At 56.4% G+C, this 16,825-nt stretch carries 15 protein-coding genes; 9 read left to right on the forward strand and 6 right to left on the reverse strand.

Annotated features, from left to right (window positions below):
• Positions 1 to 37 precede the first annotated feature (37 nt).
• From ERD84_RS09655 to ERD84_RS16175, 5 genes are all read left to right on the forward strand, one after another.
• Positions 38 to 1,411, forward strand: a complete 1,374-nt coding sequence (locus ERD84_RS09655) for a type II and III secretion system protein family protein (RefSeq protein WP_245150661.1) — start codon at positions 38 to 40, stop codon at positions 1,409 to 1,411.
• A gap of 22 nt (positions 1,412 to 1,433) precedes the next feature.
• Positions 1,434 to 3,167: a TadA family conjugal transfer-associated ATPase gene (locus ERD84_RS09660; protein WP_130039405.1), complete on the forward strand. Its 1,734-nt coding sequence runs from the start codon at positions 1,434 to 1,436 to the stop codon at positions 3,165 to 3,167.
• Positions 3,168 to 3,197: 30 nt separating this feature from the next.
• Positions 3,198 to 4,046, forward strand: a complete 849-nt coding sequence (locus tag ERD84_RS09665; protein WP_130039406.1) for a type II secretion system F family protein — start codon at positions 3,198 to 3,200, stop codon at positions 4,044 to 4,046.
• A gap of 113 nt (positions 4,047 to 4,159) precedes the next feature.
• The gene (locus ERD84_RS09670; RefSeq protein ID WP_130039407.1) at positions 4,160 to 5,035 is read left to right on the forward strand and encodes a type II secretion system F family protein; all 876 of its coding nucleotides are present in this window, start codon (positions 4,160 to 4,162) and stop codon (positions 5,033 to 5,035) included.
• A gap of 40 nt (positions 5,036 to 5,075) precedes the next feature.
• A complete protein-coding gene (locus ERD84_RS16175) occupies positions 5,076 to 5,393 on the forward strand; it encodes a DUF192 domain-containing protein (RefSeq protein ID WP_130039408.1) in 318 nt (105 codons plus the stop codon).
• A 79-nt stretch (positions 5,394 to 5,472) separates the two neighbouring features.
• Here the strand turns inward: ERD84_RS16175 and ERD84_RS09680 are convergent, their stop codons facing one another.
• The 4 genes from ERD84_RS09680 to ERD84_RS09695 form a co-directional block, all read right to left on the reverse strand.
• Entirely contained in the window at positions 5,473 to 6,246 is a 774-nt protein-coding gene (locus tag ERD84_RS09680; protein WP_130039409.1) for a BPSS1780 family membrane protein, read from the reverse strand.
• Between the two features lie 15 nt (positions 6,247 to 6,261).
• A complete protein-coding gene (locus tag ERD84_RS09685) occupies positions 6,262 to 7,227 on the reverse strand; it encodes a homoserine kinase (protein ID WP_130039410.1) in 966 nt (321 codons plus the stop codon).
• Positions 7,228 to 7,365: 138 nt separating this feature from the next.
• Positions 7,366 to 8,571, reverse strand: coding sequence for an ABC transporter substrate-binding protein (locus ERD84_RS09690; RefSeq protein WP_130039411.1), 1,206 nt, complete (start codon positions 8,569 to 8,571; stop codon positions 7,366 to 7,368).
• On the reverse strand, positions 8,568 to 9,869 hold the full coding sequence (locus ERD84_RS09695) for a hydroxymethylglutaryl-CoA reductase, degradative (protein WP_130039412.1): 1,302 nt from the start codon (positions 9,867 to 9,869) through the stop codon (positions 8,568 to 8,570). The genes ERD84_RS09690 and ERD84_RS09695 overlap by 4 nt, the downstream gene beginning before the upstream one ends.
• Positions 9,870 to 9,992: 123 nt before the next feature.
• On the opposite strand from ERD84_RS09695, the gene ERD84_RS09700 reads away from it, so the two are divergent.
• Both ERD84_RS09700 and dusA read left to right on the forward strand, forming a co-directional pair.
• Positions 9,993 to 11,990, forward strand: coding sequence for a helix-turn-helix domain-containing protein (locus tag ERD84_RS09700; protein WP_167667382.1), 1,998 nt, complete (start codon positions 9,993 to 9,995; stop codon positions 11,988 to 11,990).
• Between the two features lie 48 nt (positions 11,991 to 12,038).
• Positions 12,039 to 13,043 carry a tRNA dihydrouridine(20/20a) synthase DusA gene (gene dusA / locus ERD84_RS09705; protein ID WP_130039414.1) on the forward strand — a complete coding sequence of 335 codons (1,005 nt, stop codon included), beginning with the start codon at positions 12,039 to 12,041 and terminating at the stop codon, positions 13,041 to 13,043.
• Here dusA and ERD84_RS09710 read toward each other — a convergent pair.
• Together ERD84_RS09710 and ERD84_RS09715 are read right to left on the reverse strand one after the other, a co-directional pair.
• Positions 13,037 to 13,498 (reverse strand): CBS domain-containing protein, encoded by a 462-nt coding sequence (locus ERD84_RS09710; RefSeq protein ID WP_130039415.1) that lies wholly within the window; start codon positions 13,496 to 13,498, stop codon positions 13,037 to 13,039. The genes dusA and ERD84_RS09710 overlap by 7 nt on opposite strands.
• A complete protein-coding gene (locus ERD84_RS09715; protein ID WP_167667436.1) occupies positions 13,482 to 14,804 on the reverse strand; it encodes a YihY family inner membrane protein in 1,323 nt (440 codons plus the stop codon). The genes ERD84_RS09710 and ERD84_RS09715 overlap by 17 nt, the downstream gene beginning before the upstream one ends.
• Positions 14,805 to 14,945: 141 nt before the next feature.
• Here ERD84_RS09715 and ERD84_RS09720 point away from each other — a divergent pair, with 141 nt between their 5' ends.
• Positions 14,946 to 15,338: a DUF2069 domain-containing protein gene (locus ERD84_RS09720; protein ID WP_130039417.1), complete on the forward strand. Its 393-nt coding sequence runs from the start codon at positions 14,946 to 14,948 to the stop codon at positions 15,336 to 15,338.
• Positions 15,338 to 16,813 carry a protein adenylyltransferase SelO gene (locus ERD84_RS09725; protein ID WP_130039418.1) on the forward strand — a complete coding sequence of 492 codons (1,476 nt, stop codon included), beginning with the start codon at positions 15,338 to 15,340 and terminating at the stop codon, positions 16,811 to 16,813. Before ERD84_RS09720 ends, ERD84_RS09725 begins: the two co-directional genes overlap by 1 nt.
• The last annotated feature ends 12 nt before the right edge of the window (positions 16,814 to 16,825 follow it).

The following is a 16,825-nucleotide window of genomic DNA, read 5'->3' on the forward strand; positions in this document are numbered from 1 at the left end:
CATGAATGTACGCAAGTTAATGCTCGGATATTGCCTTATGCTGCTGATGCAGTATGGCAATGCCGCTCCTTCGCAAGAAGTTATGCTGAGCCTGCAAGTGGGTGAAGTCAAGGTTCTGGGTATTCCAGACGTCGCTCGTGTGGCGGTCGGCGACGGCCATATCGTCAATGCGGTAGCTACCGACGAAAAAGAGGTTATTGTGTTTGCCCGGCACGAAGGTTCTACTGCCTTGCAGATCTGGTCAGCCGACGGCCAGCGCTGGCAGTATCAAATCGAGGTTGCGCCAGAAGGTTTGCGACAAGTACAGCAAGAACTGCGTAGCGTTCTCGAACGTGTGCCACACGCACAACTCTCCGTTGTGGGTGACAAGCTGTTGGTAGAGGGCGACGATCTTTCCGACCGTGATCGCGAGCGCATCGCCGAATTGGCAAAGCATTACCCGCAACTGCTTGATTTCACTGGCCAGGTGGGATGGGATCGCATGGTGTTGCTTGATGTCCAGGTGGTCGAGGTTCCGCGCATACAGCTGCAGGAGCTGGGCTTGCGCTGGAGTACTGTGAGCGATGGTGGACTCAACGCTGGCCTGGCCTGGGATACAGGTAGCAAAAGGCTGGATGGCCGTCCCGGCGAATCAATCATGCCAATAGGATTTCCGGCCACTATGGCTGCTGGCTACTTTGGAGCAAGTGCCTTGCTGTCGGCACGTATCAACGCCATGGCTCAGAAAGGCACTGCGGTGGTACTGGCTCAGCCGCAATTGTTGGCCCGCAGCGGCGCGACTGCAGAGTTCCTGGCCGGTGGCGAAGTGCCTTATTCGACCGTGGATGCCAATGGAAATACCAACACTGCCTTCAAACCCTACGGTGTTTCCTTGCGCATTACCCCCCAGATCGAACGCAACGGAGCGGTACGGTCCCGCATCGAGGTCGAAGTCAGTTCCGTTGATAGCGCTTTGTCTGTACCTAATGGACCATCCTTGAAGACCCGGCGTGCGGCAACAGAGTTCAATGTACGCTCAGGGCAAACACTGGTTCTGGCAGGTTTTCTTTCCCGCGAGGCAGCACATAACGTCGACAAGGTGCCGGGCCTGGGTGACATCCCCATTCTTGGCGAGCTGTTCAAATCCAGCCGGTTCCAGCGTCATGAAACCGAATTGGCCATCTTTGTGACACCGGTACTGGTCGGCGCTGATCATCCAGGAATGGCCCGTCGAGTTCAACAAGGGCAAGAGATACTTCAAAATGCCTTTCCGCAAGCACCCATGATCAACGCTTCAGTGGCATTGTTTCCTGAGCCTATCTCCTCTGATGGACAAGCCTTGTGGGATCCATGGCAAGGCCCAGGGTCGCAATGGTCGCAAGAAATACCCGAGTCCTTTTTACCGCAAGTGGACAAGGCCAGCGGCAATTGATCTGTTTTCATGGAGTAGTGTGATGCTGGATATGGAACTACGTTTTGAGGATGGTCAGGTTCAGGTGGCATGCTACGCTCTTCCGCTCGAGATCGGTCGCGGGCCAGACAGTCACTTGCGCCTGAAGGCGTGGCGGGTTGGTAAGCGGCATGCACGCATTGAACGCCGGCAGGCGGGTTTGTTTCTAGAAGATTTTGGTTCCTTGGGTGGCACCTTGGTGAATGGCCGGCGCGTGGCCGAATATGGGCCTTTGCAACAGGGCGATGAAATACTTATCGGTCCGTGTCTCATACGCCTGACCATGAATAAGCAGTGTGTTGCAGCAACTGAATCCGCGACGCGTGTGAACGGAGCGGGCATGGGTATAAGTGCGGTCCAGCCATTATTGCAAGACGGTATCCCAACGACCCATCAACCGACTGTAGTGCAGGGCGGCTCAGTTGATCATGACAGCAATTCTGCCGGTAAAGAAGGTGTGCTGAGCGTATTGTTATTTCATCGGCGTCGGCTGCATGCGGCCTTGCTGGAGGCGCTGAATCTAAGACGCCGCGATATTGCCAGCATGACTGATGACGCTCTGCGCAGTGAAGCCTCTGCCGCGTTAGGGGATATTATCTCTGCCGATACCGAGCTTCCACCCTATATCGACCGGTCGGCGTTATTGCTGGAAGTCGTTAATGAGGCTGTGGGCCTGGGGCCTTTGGAACCCTTGCTGGCGGATCAGGCGGTCACCGAAATCATGGTCAATCGTCATGATGAAATATTTGTCGAGATCAATGGGAAGCTCACGCGGCATAGTGCAGTATTCAGCAGCGAACAAGCAGTGCTGGGTGTTATTGATCGTATTGTTTCTCCGTTGGGTCGACGCATAGACGAAAGTTCTCCTATGGTCGATGCGCGCTTGCGTGATGGCTCTCGGGTCAATGCTGTGCTGGCCCCCGTAGCGTTGCGTGGCAGCAGTCTGACCATACGTAAGTTTCCACAAAAGCGTCCGGATATGGATGATCTCTTGCGCCTCGAGGCCTTTGACGAAGCGATGCAGATCTTTCTGGCAGAAAGCGTGCGCAGCAAGAAAAATATCATTGTCTCTGGCGGCACGGGCTCGGGCAAAACAACTTTGCTTAACGTGCTGTCGAACTGCATTCCTTCAGGTGAGCGCATCGTCACCATAGAGGATGCCGCCGAACTCAAGCTGGAGCACTCGCATCTGGTTGCGCTGGAGTCGCGACCGGCCAATCTGGAGGGGCGGGGCGCTATTGCTATTCGTGATCTTGTGCGCAATGCCTTGCGCATGCGTCCCGATCGTATCGTGGTCGGTGAGTGCCGGGGCGGCGAGGCATTCGATATGCTGGCGGCGATGAACACTGGCCATGAAGGCTCATTGACTACCTTGCATGCAAATAGTCCGCGCGATGCGCTGGCCAGGCTGGAGACCATGATATTGATGGCGGGGATGGATCTACCCCTGGCTGTCGTGCGTGAACATATCGCCGCCAGCATACATTTCATCGTGCAACAGGCGCGTTTGAGTAATGGCCGTCGTTTGATCACATCCATCGTCGAAATCACCGGCATGGAAAGTGGTCGTATACAAACACAAGAGCTTTTCAGGTATGTGCAGTCGCCGATTCCAGCATTTGTGGGTTGCGGTGTGATCCCTGAGTGTTTTATGGACGAGATGGGTGCCGCTGCGCTGCAGACAGCACTGTTCGATCGACGTACCGAGCTGATTCGTAACCAATTGGATGCAGGCTAAGGCGGCGCAAAGTCCTGGCTGAAAACAAGCATGACAATATTTTTTTTCCTGTTAAGCACAACTATTTTGTTTGGCGTGTGCTGCTGGTTCTTGCAAAAATGGCTGAGTAAGGCGTATGTACGCTATCAACGAGCATTCCAGCGGCAAACCAGCGAACGGCTGGATGAATTTTTCCTGTTCGTGGATCCGGCGCAGCTCTGGATGGCAAACCTCAGTTTATGTACAGTGCTGATCGCCGTCGTGTATGGCCTGACCGGTGGCGTGGCATGGGCCGTACTCTCGGGTGTCATCAGCTTGCTGCTACCCCAGTACGGCATAGGCCGATTGAGAAAGCGGCGTGTACGCCGTTTTGATGAGCAACTCCCTGACCTGCTGCAGGCATTGGCGGGTGCCTTGCGTGCTGGGGCCGGTCTGCAGTCTGCCTTGAGGCATATTGTGGCTCAGTCACCAGCGCCGTTGTCTCAGGAGTTCGGACTGATTCTCCGTCAGCAGCGCATGGGTGTCGGTTTTGAGCAAGCCTTGGCAGACTTATATCGCCGTATGCCTTTTGAAGGCACCGGTCTGGTTGTGTCAGCGCTGACCATAGCGGCACAGAGTGGCGGCAATCTTGCGGAAACGCTGGAAGGCATCGCCGCCACGCTACGGGCTCGCTTGCGTCTTCTCGACCGTGTACAGGCCCTGACGTCGCAAGGGCGGTTGCAGGCCTGGATTATGGCTGGTTTGCCACCGATACTGGCCATTGTGTTGCATTATCTGGATCCGGATGCCATGCAGGCGCTATGGAAAACTCCTGCAGGCTGGTCAGTATTAGCTACCGTGGTTGTGATGGAAGTCGTTGGTATATGGTTCATACGCCGTATTGTTGCCATCCAGGTGTAGTGTCCTGTTTGGGTTGCTGGTGAGCTTGAGTTCTGGTGCATGGACTCGGGCAGCACTCCACCGTCATGCACACGATCCGTTTTGCTTAATCACCTCATACGCCAGGAGGATATATGTTTTTCTGGATCAGTTGCCTGGCCGCCGGGCTGTCACTGTATTTGCTGGTGTGGGTGTTTACGCGGCCGCTCCTGCAGAAAAAAGGGCAGATGCATCATATGCCCGGCCGACTGCTGCTGCATTTGAGCTGGCCCTGGATACTCGCACTGACACCTGTATGCCAGCCTTTTGTTTCATGGCGCATGCGGCGAGGTCTGAGTCAACGCTTGTTGACAGCAGGGCTAGGGCAGTGGTGCTTGCCCGAGCATATCGTCGCCATGCAACTGTTCGGCCTGTTCACACTGACGCTGGTTTCAGCGCTGACACTGCAAGCCAGTGGCGTGTCCCGTCTGACTCATATAGTGCTGCCATGTCTGCTTGTAGGTCTGGTAGGTATGCTGTGGCCGCGCTATTGGCTGCGCAGCCTGGCACGTCAGCGGCAACTGCAAATGTTGCGTGAGTTTCCCTTCTTGCTGGATATGACCACCCTTTGTGTCGAGGCAGGCCTGAATTTGCATGGCGCCTTGCAACAGGCTGCTCAGCACGGGCCGGAAGGGCCTTTGCGGGGTGAGCTTCGGCATGCGCTGGCAGATATGCGTGCAGGTGTCCCTAGAGTACAGGCCTTGCAGAAATTGGCTCAACGCTGCGGAGTACCCGCTGTACAGAGTCTGGTGACAGCGCTGGCTCAGGCTGACCAATTGGGTATGAACCTGGGACCCTTGCTGCGCTCGCAGTCGGAGCAGCGTCGGGTCGAGCGGTTTTTACGTGCAGAAAAACTGGCGCTTGAGGCGCCTGTGAAAATGTTGTTTCCCATGGTTTTCTGTATTTTTCCCTGCACGTTTCTTATCATCGGGTTTCCCATAGTGATCAAGTTGCTGGCCTTTGACTCATGACCAGGCACATCCGGACCACGCTGCGCGATTTCTCTTCCTCATGTGCACCTTGAAACTCTACAAGGCAACAAGCTTCTGGGCACGATTGCGTGGTTTGCACGCGTACAATGGTTTGTCGCCGCATACAGGCCTATACATTGCTCCTTGCCGCGCCATACATACAATTGGCTTGTCTTATCCTATTGATGTGGTTTTTCTGGATAAATACCATCGGGTGCTGGCGCAACGGCACCACCTAGCACCCTGGCGACTTGCCTGTTGCCCCGTTGGTGCTGCCGTAGTAGAGCTGCCCGGTGGCTATTGCGATGCCCATCCTGATTTCAGGCAGGCCATTTACGCTGCCCTGACATCAACTTAAGTCCGATATCTTCTTTTTCCGGCTGCTGATGTATTGCTCGACCAAGCGCTTGCTTGGCCAACAAAACAGGATTTCGGGCTCAGTCTTCGGCCGCGTAGTTGGCACCGAACACGCTGAAGTAGGCAGGATAAAAGCTGCAATACAGCACGGCCGCCACAATAATGTTGACAGGCGTCAGCAATATTTGCACGGTGCCGGGCGATACGCCCAACGAGGTCACAAACGATCCTACCATTTGAATGGCAAAGAAAATGGCGGCCCAACTGGCGCCGTAGGCCAGGAAAGGCAGTTTGTTGCGCCAGCATGCCACCATTGAAAAGAACAGCGCCTGCGACATTTTGATGCGGTGCCAGCCTATCAGTGCGGGTGCATGCCAGAACAGGGCGGAGATGATCACGTACAGCAGGCCGAAAGTAATGAAGGGGCCGCGCATGGCAGAGATCAGGGCGGTTTCATCGATTGCACCGTCAACATCGATGGCGCTCATCAGGCTATCAAGAAAAGGCAGAGTGGCGAAGAACCCGCCGGCCAGGCAAAAGATCAGGTAGGCGAGACCCAGGGCCAGCAGGCGCCGACGGGTGTCCCGGTCGTGCAGCGGCTCGAGCCACATGTTCAGCAGCATGGGTTTGCCATTGGCGATATTGCGGCAGGCCGACAGCGTGATAAAGGTCAGTATGGGCGTGCCGGCTATCAGCAACATTTGGCCGAACAGCGGAATCAGATAGCTGACGCTGATCAGAAATCCCGTCATCAGGCTCCAGAAGAACATGGCCATGGGCTGGCGCTTGAACAGCTGGAAGCCGTTTTGTATCCAGAGCCAGCCGGAGGTGATGGGAAGTGAGGCAGCTTGCATGGTGAATCTTGTTTCCTATAGAGCCGGTGCTGGTGTGTTGCGGCGCTCTTGCAATATGAGTTCGAAATGACGTGGGTCGTGGGGCTTGAGCGTCTGGGCCGGCCTGGGCAGATAGAAATCGTATAGCCTGGACACCCAGAAGCGTAATGCGGCCGCCTGCAGCAATACGGGCCAGGCGTGTTTTTCTGCTTCGGTAAAAGGTCTGACCTCGGCATAGGCATTCAGCCAGGCTTGCAGCTTGTCGTGCTGGAGCACACCAGTATTGCGATGAATGCACCAGTCGTTCACACTGACGGCCACGTCGAACAACCAAGTATCGCAACCAGCGAAATAGAAATCAATGATACCGCCCATACGCGGCATGTCGAAGGTACCATCGAACAGCACATTGTCGCGAAACAGGTCGCAGTGTGCCGGTCCGTAAGGCAAGGCCTGGTAGGTATCACTCTGGGCAAAACGCGTTTGCTCTTCAAGGACCTCGGTGATGAGGGTGGCTTGGGACGTGGACAGGAAGGGCAGTACTTTAGGTATGGTTTCCTGCCACCAAGGCAGGCCGCGCAAATTGGGCTGTGCGATGCTGAAGCTGCGGCCAGCCAAGTGAGCCTGAGCCAGGGTCCGGCCTGCCAGCGCACAATGAGCGGTGCCGGGTTCAGGTTCGTAGCCACCGGACAGGCGACTGACGATGGCGCAGGGCTTGTCGTGCAAAGTCGTCAGACGTGTGCCGTCGCGCAAGGTTTGGGGTTCGGGCACTGGTACACCATGCGTAGCCAGGTGATGCATCAGTTCTATATAGAACGGCAGTTGCTCGTGGCTCAGGACTTCGAACAGTGTCAGAACATATTCACCCTGGGTTGTTGTCAGAAAATAATTGGTATTTTCGATGCCGGCTGTAATGCCGCGCAGGGAAACGAGTTCGCCCAGGGTGTAGTGGTTCAGCAATTGCTGTGCGTCGCGTTCGCTGACGGGGGTGAAGACGGCCATAAGCTGCAGACTCCGCTTGTATGCAAGCGTGGATAGTTGAATAAACAAAACGCCCGTGAATCGGGCGTTTGATTTTAGTCCATCGGCCCCGACGCTGCTTGGTCGAGGCCGATGTGTAGCTGGCTTGATTTTTACAGACTATTTTTTAAGCAGGCTGCATTTGGAGTCTTCTACGGTCGTGAAGGCTTCCTCGCCGGGTATGGTGGCCACAATTTTCATATAGTCCCATGGTTTGGTCGACTCTGCGGGTGTCTTGACCTGCATCAGATACATGTCATGAATGTAGCGGCCATCAGCGCGTATATAGCCTTTAGTGTATACGTCGTCGATTTTCATCTTCTTGAGTTCGGCCATGATGGCATCGGAGTCTGTGCTGCCCACGGCTTTGACGGCTTTCAGATAGGTCGATGTGGCGGAATAGGCAGCCACTTGGTGGGTGCTGGGCATTTTGTTCATCTTTTTATAGAAGCGCTCCGAGAATTCGCGTGAGGCTTCGTTCTTGTCCCAGTACCAGCTGTCGGTCATGAGCAGCTTCTGTGCAACGGGCAGTCCTAGACCGTGGATGTCGTTGATGGTCATCAGCAGGCCCACCAGCTTCATTTTGTCGACCAGGCCGAAATCGTTGGCAGCCTTGATGGAGTTGATGGTGTCGGAGCCGGCATTGGCCAGGCCCAATACATCGGCGCCGGATGCGGCGGCCTGCAGAATGTACGACGACATATCGGGTGAGAAGGGCGGATGTCTGACTGAGCCGACCACCGTGCCGCCCTGATTTTTGACCACGGCACTGGTGTCTGCTTCAAGCGAGTGGCCGAAAGCGTAGTCGGCCACCAGGAAATACCATGATTTTCCACCTTGCTTGATCACAGCCGAGCCCGTTCCCTTGGCCAGCGCTACGGTGTCGTATTCGTAATGAATAGTGTAGGGTGTGCAGTCTTCGTTGGTGAGGCGTGCTGTGGCTGCGCCGATATTGATATAGGGAATGTGTTTTTCGGCAACGATAGTGTTCATGGCCAGCCCGGCCGCCGAGTTCACACCGCCAATCAGCAAGGACAAACCGTCCTGGTCTATCCATTCGCGAGCGCGTGCGGCAGCGATTTCAGGCTTGTTCTGGTGGTCGGCCGAAAGCACCTCGATTTTCTTGCCCAGCACGGTGCCGCCGGCATCCTGGACGGCCATGCGTACGGCTTCCAGGCCACCTGAACCGTCTGTATCGGCGTAAGGCCCCGACATGTCGGTAATAAAGCCGATACGCACTGTATCGCTGCCTTGTGCCTGTGCCGTGCCGGTCAGGCCGGCCAGCACTAGTGCCATCAGGCTGGAATACTTGAGTAGTTTCTTCATGCGTTGTCTCCGTTAAGTGTGGATTTCTTTTGTAGTAGTTCTGTTGCCAGATCGGCCCGGACATCCCGGGCTTCGACCATTTTTTGAGCCACCCAGGCAATGTCGTCGCCTTTGGCGCCGGCCAGCAGCGCGATATTGCGAGCATGCAAGGCCATGTGTCCGCGCTGTATGCCTTCGGTGGATAACGCCCTGAGGGCGGCCAGGTTCTGTGCCAGGCCCACCGCCACGGAAATTTCAGCGAGTTCCTGGGCGCTGGCGACATTCAGGATTTTCAGGGACAGCTGTGCAAGCGGATGGGTTTTGGTGGCACCGCCCACCAGCCCGAGAGGCATGGGCATTTCCAGCGTGCCGACCAGGTCGCCATTGCCGGCGATTTCCCAGGTGCTGAGCGAGGTGTAGTGGCCGCTGCGACAGGCATAGGCGTGTGCACCGGCTTCGACCGCCCGCCAGTCGTTGCCGGTAGCGACGACGATGGGGTCTATGCCGTTCATGATGCCTTTGTTGTGCGTGGCGGCGCGGTAGGGGTCTACCGCCGCGAATTCGTAGGCATCGACAATGCCGTTTATGACGTCAACCCCGCTGTATTCGCTGGTTTGCAGCAGTTCAGGAGTGAGTCGCAGATGGGCGCGCGCCAAGCGCAAGTCGGCAAGATTGGACAGAATGCGTAATCTGACGCGGCCACCGGTAATCTGCTCCAAGCGTCCGGCCACGGCTTCGGCCATGGTATTGACCGTGTTGGCACCCATGGCATCGCGGACATCGACAATCAGGTGGACGACGACCATGGCACCTCGCGCGGTATCGGGAAACACATGCACTTCGATATCCTTGCATCCACCGCCCAGCCCCAGCAATACCTTGTCCCGGCTGTTGGCGATATCAATGATGTCCTGGTGTTGCTGCAAAATGGCATGCCGGGCGCCGTAGGGGTCCTGAAGATTCATGATCTGGACCTGGGCACGCATGATGGGTCCGGAGCTGGAGGTGTGGAAGCCGCCGTTTGCGCGCACCAGCTTGGCCATATAAGAGGCGGCAGCAACGACCGATGGCTCTTCGACCGCCATGGGGACCAGCACGTCTTTTCCATTGATCTGAAAGTAGCCTGCTACCGCATAGGGCAGCTCGAACTTGCCGATTACGTTTTCTATCATGCTGTCGGCGGTTTCCAGCGGCAGGGCACCAGGCTCGGCCACCAGGCGGAGATCATCCTTGCTCAATGGCAGTTTTTGAGCCAGGTGTTCCAGCCGGTCGGCGGGCGTAAGCGTGCGGAACTTGGGCAGGGAAGAGTCGAGAGTCATGATGGCTTGATGTGAAGTCGATAGAAGGAGGTCAGGAAAGTATAGGAAGAGTCAGTGTTAATTCCTATGTGAAAAGTACACATAAAAATTAATAATTAGTGTTTGTTCATGGAGTGTTTCACCATGGAACTACGCCAAGCCCGCGTTTCGCCTTGCGAGGCCGGCTCCGAGGCCATCGAGGTAACCATACTGCGTTTGTTGAACCAGGACGCCCAGCGGCAAGACTTGATCCGGCTGCTCGATGAGGTGCGTGCGCAGCCCTCTGCGCCCGGACAGGCCCAACAGATTGCCAGCCTGAAGGCCGGTATCGCTCTGAAGGAGCGTTTCGAGCAGCACCAATTGCGCGAACGGGGCTTGCTGGCCTTGATTGAAACCGCCCAGGACCTTACCGCAATCACCGACCTGGACCGGGTCTTGCAGGCCATCGTGCAGCGTGCGCGCAAGCTGGTGGGTTGCGATGTGGGCTATCTGTCGATTTACGACCCGCAGCGCGGCGACTTCTACGTCAGGGCGACTGATGGTGCTTTTTCAGAAAAATTCAAGCAGATCCGCATTGGCCACGATGTGGGTATTTGCGGCTTCGTTGCGCGTAACCGCACGCCATATACCTCGGCCGACTATGAGTTCGATGAGCGCTTCATTCATACTCGCCACGTCGATACTGCCGTGCTCGATGAAAACATCAAGTCCATACTGGGTGTGCCCTTGCTGGCGGGCGGGCAGGTCATAGGCGTATTGTTTGTGGGCGACCGCTACGTGCGTGCTTATATTGCCTGGGAGATGTCCATACTTTCCACTCTGGCAGCCCATGCCTCGGTGGCCATTGGCAATGCCAGGCTATTTGAGCAGGCCCAGTTGGCTTTGCAGCAAGCGAGCGCAGCCAATGCCTTGCTGACACGTCAAACCAATGACACTCGCGCGGCGGCCGAAGCACACGAGCAATTGACGGCGCTGGTCTCGAGAGGTGGTGAGCTGCGTGATATCTGCCTGATGGTGGCTGAACGCCTGGAGGGGCATGTAGCGGTTTGTGATGAGGCTGAGTTCACGATTTGTGATTCAGGCGATAGGCAGGTCTTTGCAGATTTGGCCAATAATGCAGACAAGCTTTTGACCCAAATGCATGATGAGTTGCACGCCGCCCTCGACGAAAGCCGGCGATCAGGCCGTTCGGCCCTGGCTTTTTCTTTACCAGGGCACGTGTGCCGTGTGTGTGCCGCAGTGGGTGGCAGCGGTTTGCTGGGCGGCTTGATTATTCATACCCGAGCCGACCTTCACGAGGTAGCGGTGCGTATTTTCGAGCGCAGCGCTACCGTAGCCGGTGTGGTACTGCTGCTCAGGGAAAGGCGGGAATTTTCCATCCTGACAGACATCCCTGTCGTCGTGCGAGGCTTGCTGCACAGGCCACAGGGGCAGCTAAGAAAACTGACTCTGCAGGCTTCGACATTGGGGTTGGACCTGGCTCAGCCGGTAAGGCTGCTGCAGTTGCGTCACGAAAAACTCGGGGCCGATCACATCATCAAGCAGCTGCGCCGCCGTTCGGGTATGCCGGGTATATTGCTGGACCACGTGGGCGAGGCGCTGGTGGCTCTTGCTCATCCGGCTGCCTTGCCAGGCTTGCAAACCATGCTGTCACGGTATCTGAGCGAGATGAATGGCCGTTATTGGGCGGTGGTTTCCGATCCTGTGCTTGATCCGGCGGGCTTGCCGGAGGCATTTCAAGCCAGCGTACGGAATCTTGATCTATGCATAAAACTGGGGCGCGATGGTGCGGTGCTGCAGGAGCGGGATCTGAGTCTGTATGCCTCACTGTTTGCTGCTGCCTCACAGCAAGACCTGGATAGTTTGCTGCGCAGCAGCCTGCGTACGCTTTATCGGCCTGGGGATGCCCGCAGCATGGTGCTGGCCAGGACGCTGCTCGCCTATCTGGATCATGGTCATAATGCCAGGCTGGCTGCCGATATGTTGCAAATACATATCAATACCTTCAGGCAGCGCCTCGAAGCGATCGATACCGTCCTGGGCGATTGGCACGAAGCAGGTCGTGTTCTGGACATCCATATGGCGTTGCGTTTGTGGAGATTGCGGGAAGGGTGGGGGGCTGCCGGCGCAACGGTGCAATAAGTTCTCAGCTACACTTTAGCGGCAATCATCAACGCAGAACTTTTTTTCATGCAAGACAAGCTCCACAACCCCGATGGCTGGCGTTTTTGCGTCGCGCCCATGATAGACGTGACCGACAAACATTGCCGATATTTTCACCGTTTATTGGCGCCCCAGGCCCGGCTTTATACCGAGATGATTACCACTGGTGCCTTGATGCATGGCGACGTAGCCAGGCATCTGGATTTTGATCCGGCCGAAGAGCCTGTTGCATTGCAACTGGGCGGAAGCGAGCCCGAAGCCTTGGCCGATTCGGCAAAACTGGGGCAGCAATGGGGCTATAACGAAATCAATCTCAATTGTGGCTGTCCATCCGAGCGTGTCCAGCGCGGTGCGTTCGGCGCCTGCCTGATGGCGGAACCGCAGTTGGTGGCCGATTGCATCAAGGCCATGCAGGATGCGGTAACGATTCCGGTAACAGTCAAGCATAGGCTGGGCCTGAACTACGACGACAGCTACGGTTTTGTACGTGACTTTGTGGGCGCAATACACGACACGGGTTGCCGTGTATTTATTGTGCATGCGCGCAATGCTGTCCTGAAAGGGCTTTCTCCTAAAGATAATCGTGAGATACCGCCTTTGCGCTATGACACGGCGGCCAGGCTCAAGATCGATTTTCCCGATAGCATCTTCGTGCTGAATGGCGGTATCGCCCAGGCCGACCAAAGCATGGAGTTGTTGCGCCAGTTTGATGGTGTCATGCTGGGCCGGGCGGCCTGGCACCAGCCCGGTGTGCTGTCTGAAATCAGCCGCGCCATGGCTCCCGATACAGTGCTGCCTGAGCCTGCTCAGATTATTCAAGCCATGCAATCGTATGCCGTCAGGCAGATTGAGCAAGGCGTACCCTTGCGCATGATCGTGAAACCTATGCTGGGATGGATGAGTGGGCGGCCGGGGTCACGTTTTTGGCGCCGGACCTTATCGGATGCCCGCTTGCTGAATCAGAATGATGCCGGCCTGCTGGACAAGGCGTGGTCAGACCTGGTGCTGCGTACCGCCGACGCCACTTACTGAGCACTTGCGACGTCGGAGTCACCCGGCCAGTCGCGTATATACGCCTTGAGCATATTGTTTTCGAATTGCTGGGCGGCCACAATGGCTTGCGCCATATCGTAAAAGGAGATGACGCCCATTAAAGTAGGGCCATCCATGACCGGCATGTAGCGGGCGTGCTTTTCGAGCATCAGGCGCTGCACTTCTTCAAAACTGGTGTTGGGCGACACACTGACGGGTGCGTCGTCCATGACGCTACGTACGGTGTAGTTGCCGGTATTGCCCTGGTTACGGTGCAGGTGGCGGATGATTTCACGGAAAGTCAGCATGCCTGCCAGTTCGCCGTGATCCATGATGACCAATGATCCGATGTCTTGTTCGCTCATGGTTTCGAGCGCCTGCAAAATCGGTGTGTCGGGTGTGGCCGTGTACAGCGTGTGGCCCTTCACGCGTAGAATTTCACTGACTTTGAGCATCGTTGTTCTCCTGTGTGTCCCCGTTTGACACGATAAGAGTATTTTGCACCATCTGCGGGCTTTCGGGTAGTGGTTCGTCCCGCTCGAAAAGCGTTGTCAGCATGACTTCGGGCTGTGTCAAAGAGACAGCAATCGCATCAAGAAGTAAAGGCTGGTCGTTCATGCCGGGCTGACGACGGTCGATCAGCAAGGTATCGATCAGGGGGCCTATCGTGGCCGCGCGCTGATCGCAAGCCAGTACCCACTGATCAGCATCACCTTCTTCGGTGTCCACCACATAGCCCAGGTTTTTCAGACTGCTCAGCACCTCGCTCAGTTCTTCCTGGTGCAACTGCAGGTGTGCGCACAGAAAACGCATGCTGCGCCCGCGCGGCAGGTTGTCCTGGGCGTGCCACAAAACACGCAGCACGCGAATGGCGTGGGTGAAAGCGCCGCCTGGATAGTGTTGCAGAGCCCAGCGCCGCAGACGCAGGTCGGGCAAAATGGAAGCCACCGTGGCGCCCAGCAAAACCACGAGCCACGACAGGTAGAGCCATAGCAGGAAGATCGGCAGCGTTGCAAAGGCGCCGTAAATGACTGTATAGGAAGGGAAGCGGGTCAGATAAAAGGCAAAGCCTGCACGCATGATTTCCAGCACGATGGCGGTGCCAAAACCGCCTACCAATGCGTCTTTCCACAATACCTTGCGGTTGGGAACCGTGACGAACAGGGCGGTAAAGCCTAGTCCGGTGGCCAGTAGCGGGACAAAAGACAACGCTACACCGACCAGTGTGGGTAGGTCGTTGATATCGCCCAGTGACTCTCGTGCCAGTACGGAGGTGGCCCACAAGCTGGCGCCTATCAATACGGGGCCAAGTGAAATAATGGCCCAATAAACCAGCATGCGCTGTCGTAATGGCCGTTGCCGCTTAACCTGCCAGATGCTGTTGAAGGCCTGGTCTATGGTCATGAACAGCATGACTGAGGTGACGACCAGGAACAAGGTGCCTGCTGCCGTCAGCCCTGATGCCTTGGCGGCGAATTGATTCAGGTAAAGCATGGCGTTGTCGGACACCGAGGGCGGCATCAGATTGCGGGTCAGGAAGTCTTCCAGGGCAAGCTGAAAATCGCCAAAGAGCGGGAAGGCGGTAAACAAGGCGAGCACCACGGCCAGTAACGGCACGATGCTGAGTACGGTGGTGAAGGTCAGGCTGGATGCCACCTGTGTCAGTTTTTTCTCGCCGGCACGCTGCAGGGCAAAGTGTGCAATTTTGCGGTAATTGCGCAGTAGGGTGTGTGGGTCGTCGGGGGATTTGAGCCGTGCCATGGGTACTGGCTCTTTGGCTAGCGCGTCTGGCGATGCGTCAGCGGATGGTATCTGGGTTGCGGTAGAGTCAATCTTGGTTGGCATGGTCCAAACCTTTCGTTCCGGAGCGAGTGCAAGCCTCTTTCGAGCGATAATACCAGTATGACTACGCAATTAAACCCCGTGCTGCGCTATGGCGCTTCCGTATCACTGATCGCCCTGATTGTTTTATGCTTGCTCTGGGAGCTGAAAATAGCACCGTTGCGCCCAGGCGGGTCATTGCTCGCGCTGAAGGTGCTGCCCTTGCTTCTGCCTTTGCGCGGTGTGCTCAAAGGAAATTTATATACCATGCAATGGGCCGCCATGCTGATTCTGCTTTACTTCATGGAAGGCGTGGTCAGGGCCTGGTCCGATCCTTCACCGCTGTCGGCCCTGATGGGTGGGTTCGAGATCTTTTTTTCGCTGGTGTTTTACATTTGCGCGATCTTTTATCTTAAACCGGCCAAGCGGGCAGCCAAGCAAAGAGCCGCGCAGCGTACTGTCAAAGGCTCCTGATGCAGGACACTATCCAAAACCTGACGATCCAGAATTCCTTTGCCGAATTACCGTCGGCGTTCTATACCCGCTTGTCGTCCCAGCCGCTGACGCAGCCGCGCTTGCTACATGCCAATTCTGATGTAGCGGCATTGCTGGGCTTGTCTGCCAAGGCATTCGACGATCCGGCATTTCTCGATGTTTGTTCGGGTACGGCGCCTTTGCCCGGTGGCAAGACCCTGGCAGCGGTGTATAGCGGTCATCAGTTCGGTGTATGGGCGGGGCAGTTGGGCGATGGCAGGGCTCATTTGTTGGGCGAGGTCGTTACCCCCTCGGGAAACTGGGAGGTGCAGCTCAAGGGCTCGGGGCGTACGCCTTACTCACGCATGGGCGATGGGCGTGCTGTATTGCGCTCTTCTGTGCGCGAATATCTGGCGAGCGAGGCCATGGCTGGGTTGGGTATACCGACTACCCGTGCGCTTGCACTGGTCGTGTCCGACGATCCCGTCTATCGTGAAACCGTGGAAACGGCCGCTGTTGTGACCCGGGTTTCGCCTAGCTTCGTCCGCTTCGGCACTTTCGAGCATTGGGCGGGGTCTTCAAATAACTTGCGCACATTGTGCAATTATGTAATTGATCATTTTTATCCGGAATGCCGCGATACGGCCAGCAGCGAGCCGGCGCACGAACACGCTGCCGTCTTGCGTTTTCTCAGAGCGGTGGTTGAACGTACCGCACGATTGCTTGCCGACTGGCAAACGGCGGGTTTTTGCCATGGCGTCATGAATACCGACAATATGTCGATACTGGGCCTGACCATCGACTATGGGCCTTATGGCTTCATGGATGCGTTTCAAGTCAATCATGTCTGCAACCATAGCGATACTCAGGGGCGCTACGCGTGGAATGCACAGCCCTCCGTCGCCAACTGGAATCTATACCGGCTGGCCAGCGCGCTGATGGGTCTGGATATTCCTGCTGATGCACTGAAGCAAGAACTCGAACATTTTGAGACCGTTTTTCTGCAAGCTTATCGTGGCAACCTGAGTACCAAACTGGGTTTCAGGCGGTGGGAAGAGGGCGACGATGAGTTATTCGACGATTGGTGGCGTTTGTTGCATACGCAAAGCGCCGATTTCACGCTATCGTTTCGAAGCCTGGCTTCGGCACTAGTGCAACGCGGAGCCTGGTTGTCCAGGTTTGAGGACCAGGCGGCGGCTACTGTCTGGCTCGACCGCTATGTGGCGCGCCTTGCTCGTGATCAACGCTCGGATGAGGAGCGTATCGGACAGATGAATGGAGCCAATCCAGTGTATGTCCTGCGCAATCATCTGGCCGAAGCAGCCATACAGGCGGCCGCCCGGGGCGATGCCGGCGAAATCGACACTTTGCTCGGTTTACTGCGCGAGCCCTATATCGAGAAGCCTGGGTTTGAAGCTTATGCGTCGGCGCCGCCCGACTGGGCCAGCCGCCTGGAGGTAAGCTGCTCTTCGTAGGCAGGTCAGGTG

Source organism: Pollutimonas harenae, assembly GCF_004153685.1.
In the GTDB taxonomy this organism is placed as follows: domain Bacteria; phylum Pseudomonadota; class Gammaproteobacteria; order Burkholderiales; family Burkholderiaceae_B; genus Pusillimonas_C; species Pusillimonas_C harenae.

Coding starts and splice junctions, on each gene's coding strand:
- ERD84_RS09715 (WP_167667436.1), bottom strand. CDS start 14,804: ATGGCACGGCTCAAATCCCCCGACGACCCACACACCCTACTGCGCAAT.
- ERD84_RS09685 (WP_130039410.1), bottom strand. CDS start 7,227: ATGGCCGTCTTCACCCCCGTCAGCGAACGCGACGCACAGCAATTGCTG.
- ERD84_RS09660 (WP_130039405.1), top strand. CDS start 1,434: ATGCTGGATATGGAACTACGTTTTGAGGATGGTCAGGTTCAGGTGGCA.
- ERD84_RS09680 (WP_130039409.1), bottom strand. CDS start 6,246: ATGCAAGCTGCCTCACTTCCCATCACCTCCGGCTGGCTCTGGATACAA.
- ERD84_RS16175 (WP_130039408.1), top strand. CDS start 5,076: ATGTGCACCTTGAAACTCTACAAGGCAACAAGCTTCTGGGCACGATTG.
- ERD84_RS09695 (WP_130039412.1), bottom strand. CDS start 9,869: ATGACTCTCGACTCTTCCCTGCCCAAGTTCCGCACGCTTACGCCCGCC.
- ERD84_RS09725 (WP_130039418.1), top strand. CDS start 15,338: ATGCAGGACACTATCCAAAACCTGACGATCCAGAATTCCTTTGCCGAA.
- ERD84_RS09690 (WP_130039411.1), bottom strand. CDS start 8,571: ATGAAGAAACTACTCAAGTATTCCAGCCTGATGGCACTAGTGCTGGCC.
- ERD84_RS09720 (WP_130039417.1), top strand. CDS start 14,946: ATGACTACGCAATTAAACCCCGTGCTGCGCTATGGCGCTTCCGTATCA.
- ERD84_RS09670 (WP_130039407.1), top strand. CDS start 4,160: ATGTTTTTCTGGATCAGTTGCCTGGCCGCCGGGCTGTCACTGTATTTG.
- ERD84_RS09700 (WP_167667382.1), top strand. CDS start 9,993: ATGGAACTACGCCAAGCCCGCGTTTCGCCTTGCGAGGCCGGCTCCGAG.
- dusA (WP_130039414.1), top strand. CDS start 12,039: ATGCAAGACAAGCTCCACAACCCCGATGGCTGGCGTTTTTGCGTCGCG.
- ERD84_RS09710 (WP_130039415.1), bottom strand. CDS start 13,498: ATGCTCAAAGTCAGTGAAATTCTACGCGTGAAGGGCCACACGCTGTAC.
- ERD84_RS09655 (WP_245150661.1), top strand. CDS start 38: ATGCTGCTGATGCAGTATGGCAATGCCGCTCCTTCGCAAGAAGTTATG.
- ERD84_RS09665 (WP_130039406.1), top strand. CDS start 3,198: ATGACAATATTTTTTTTCCTGTTAAGCACAACTATTTTGTTTGGCGTG.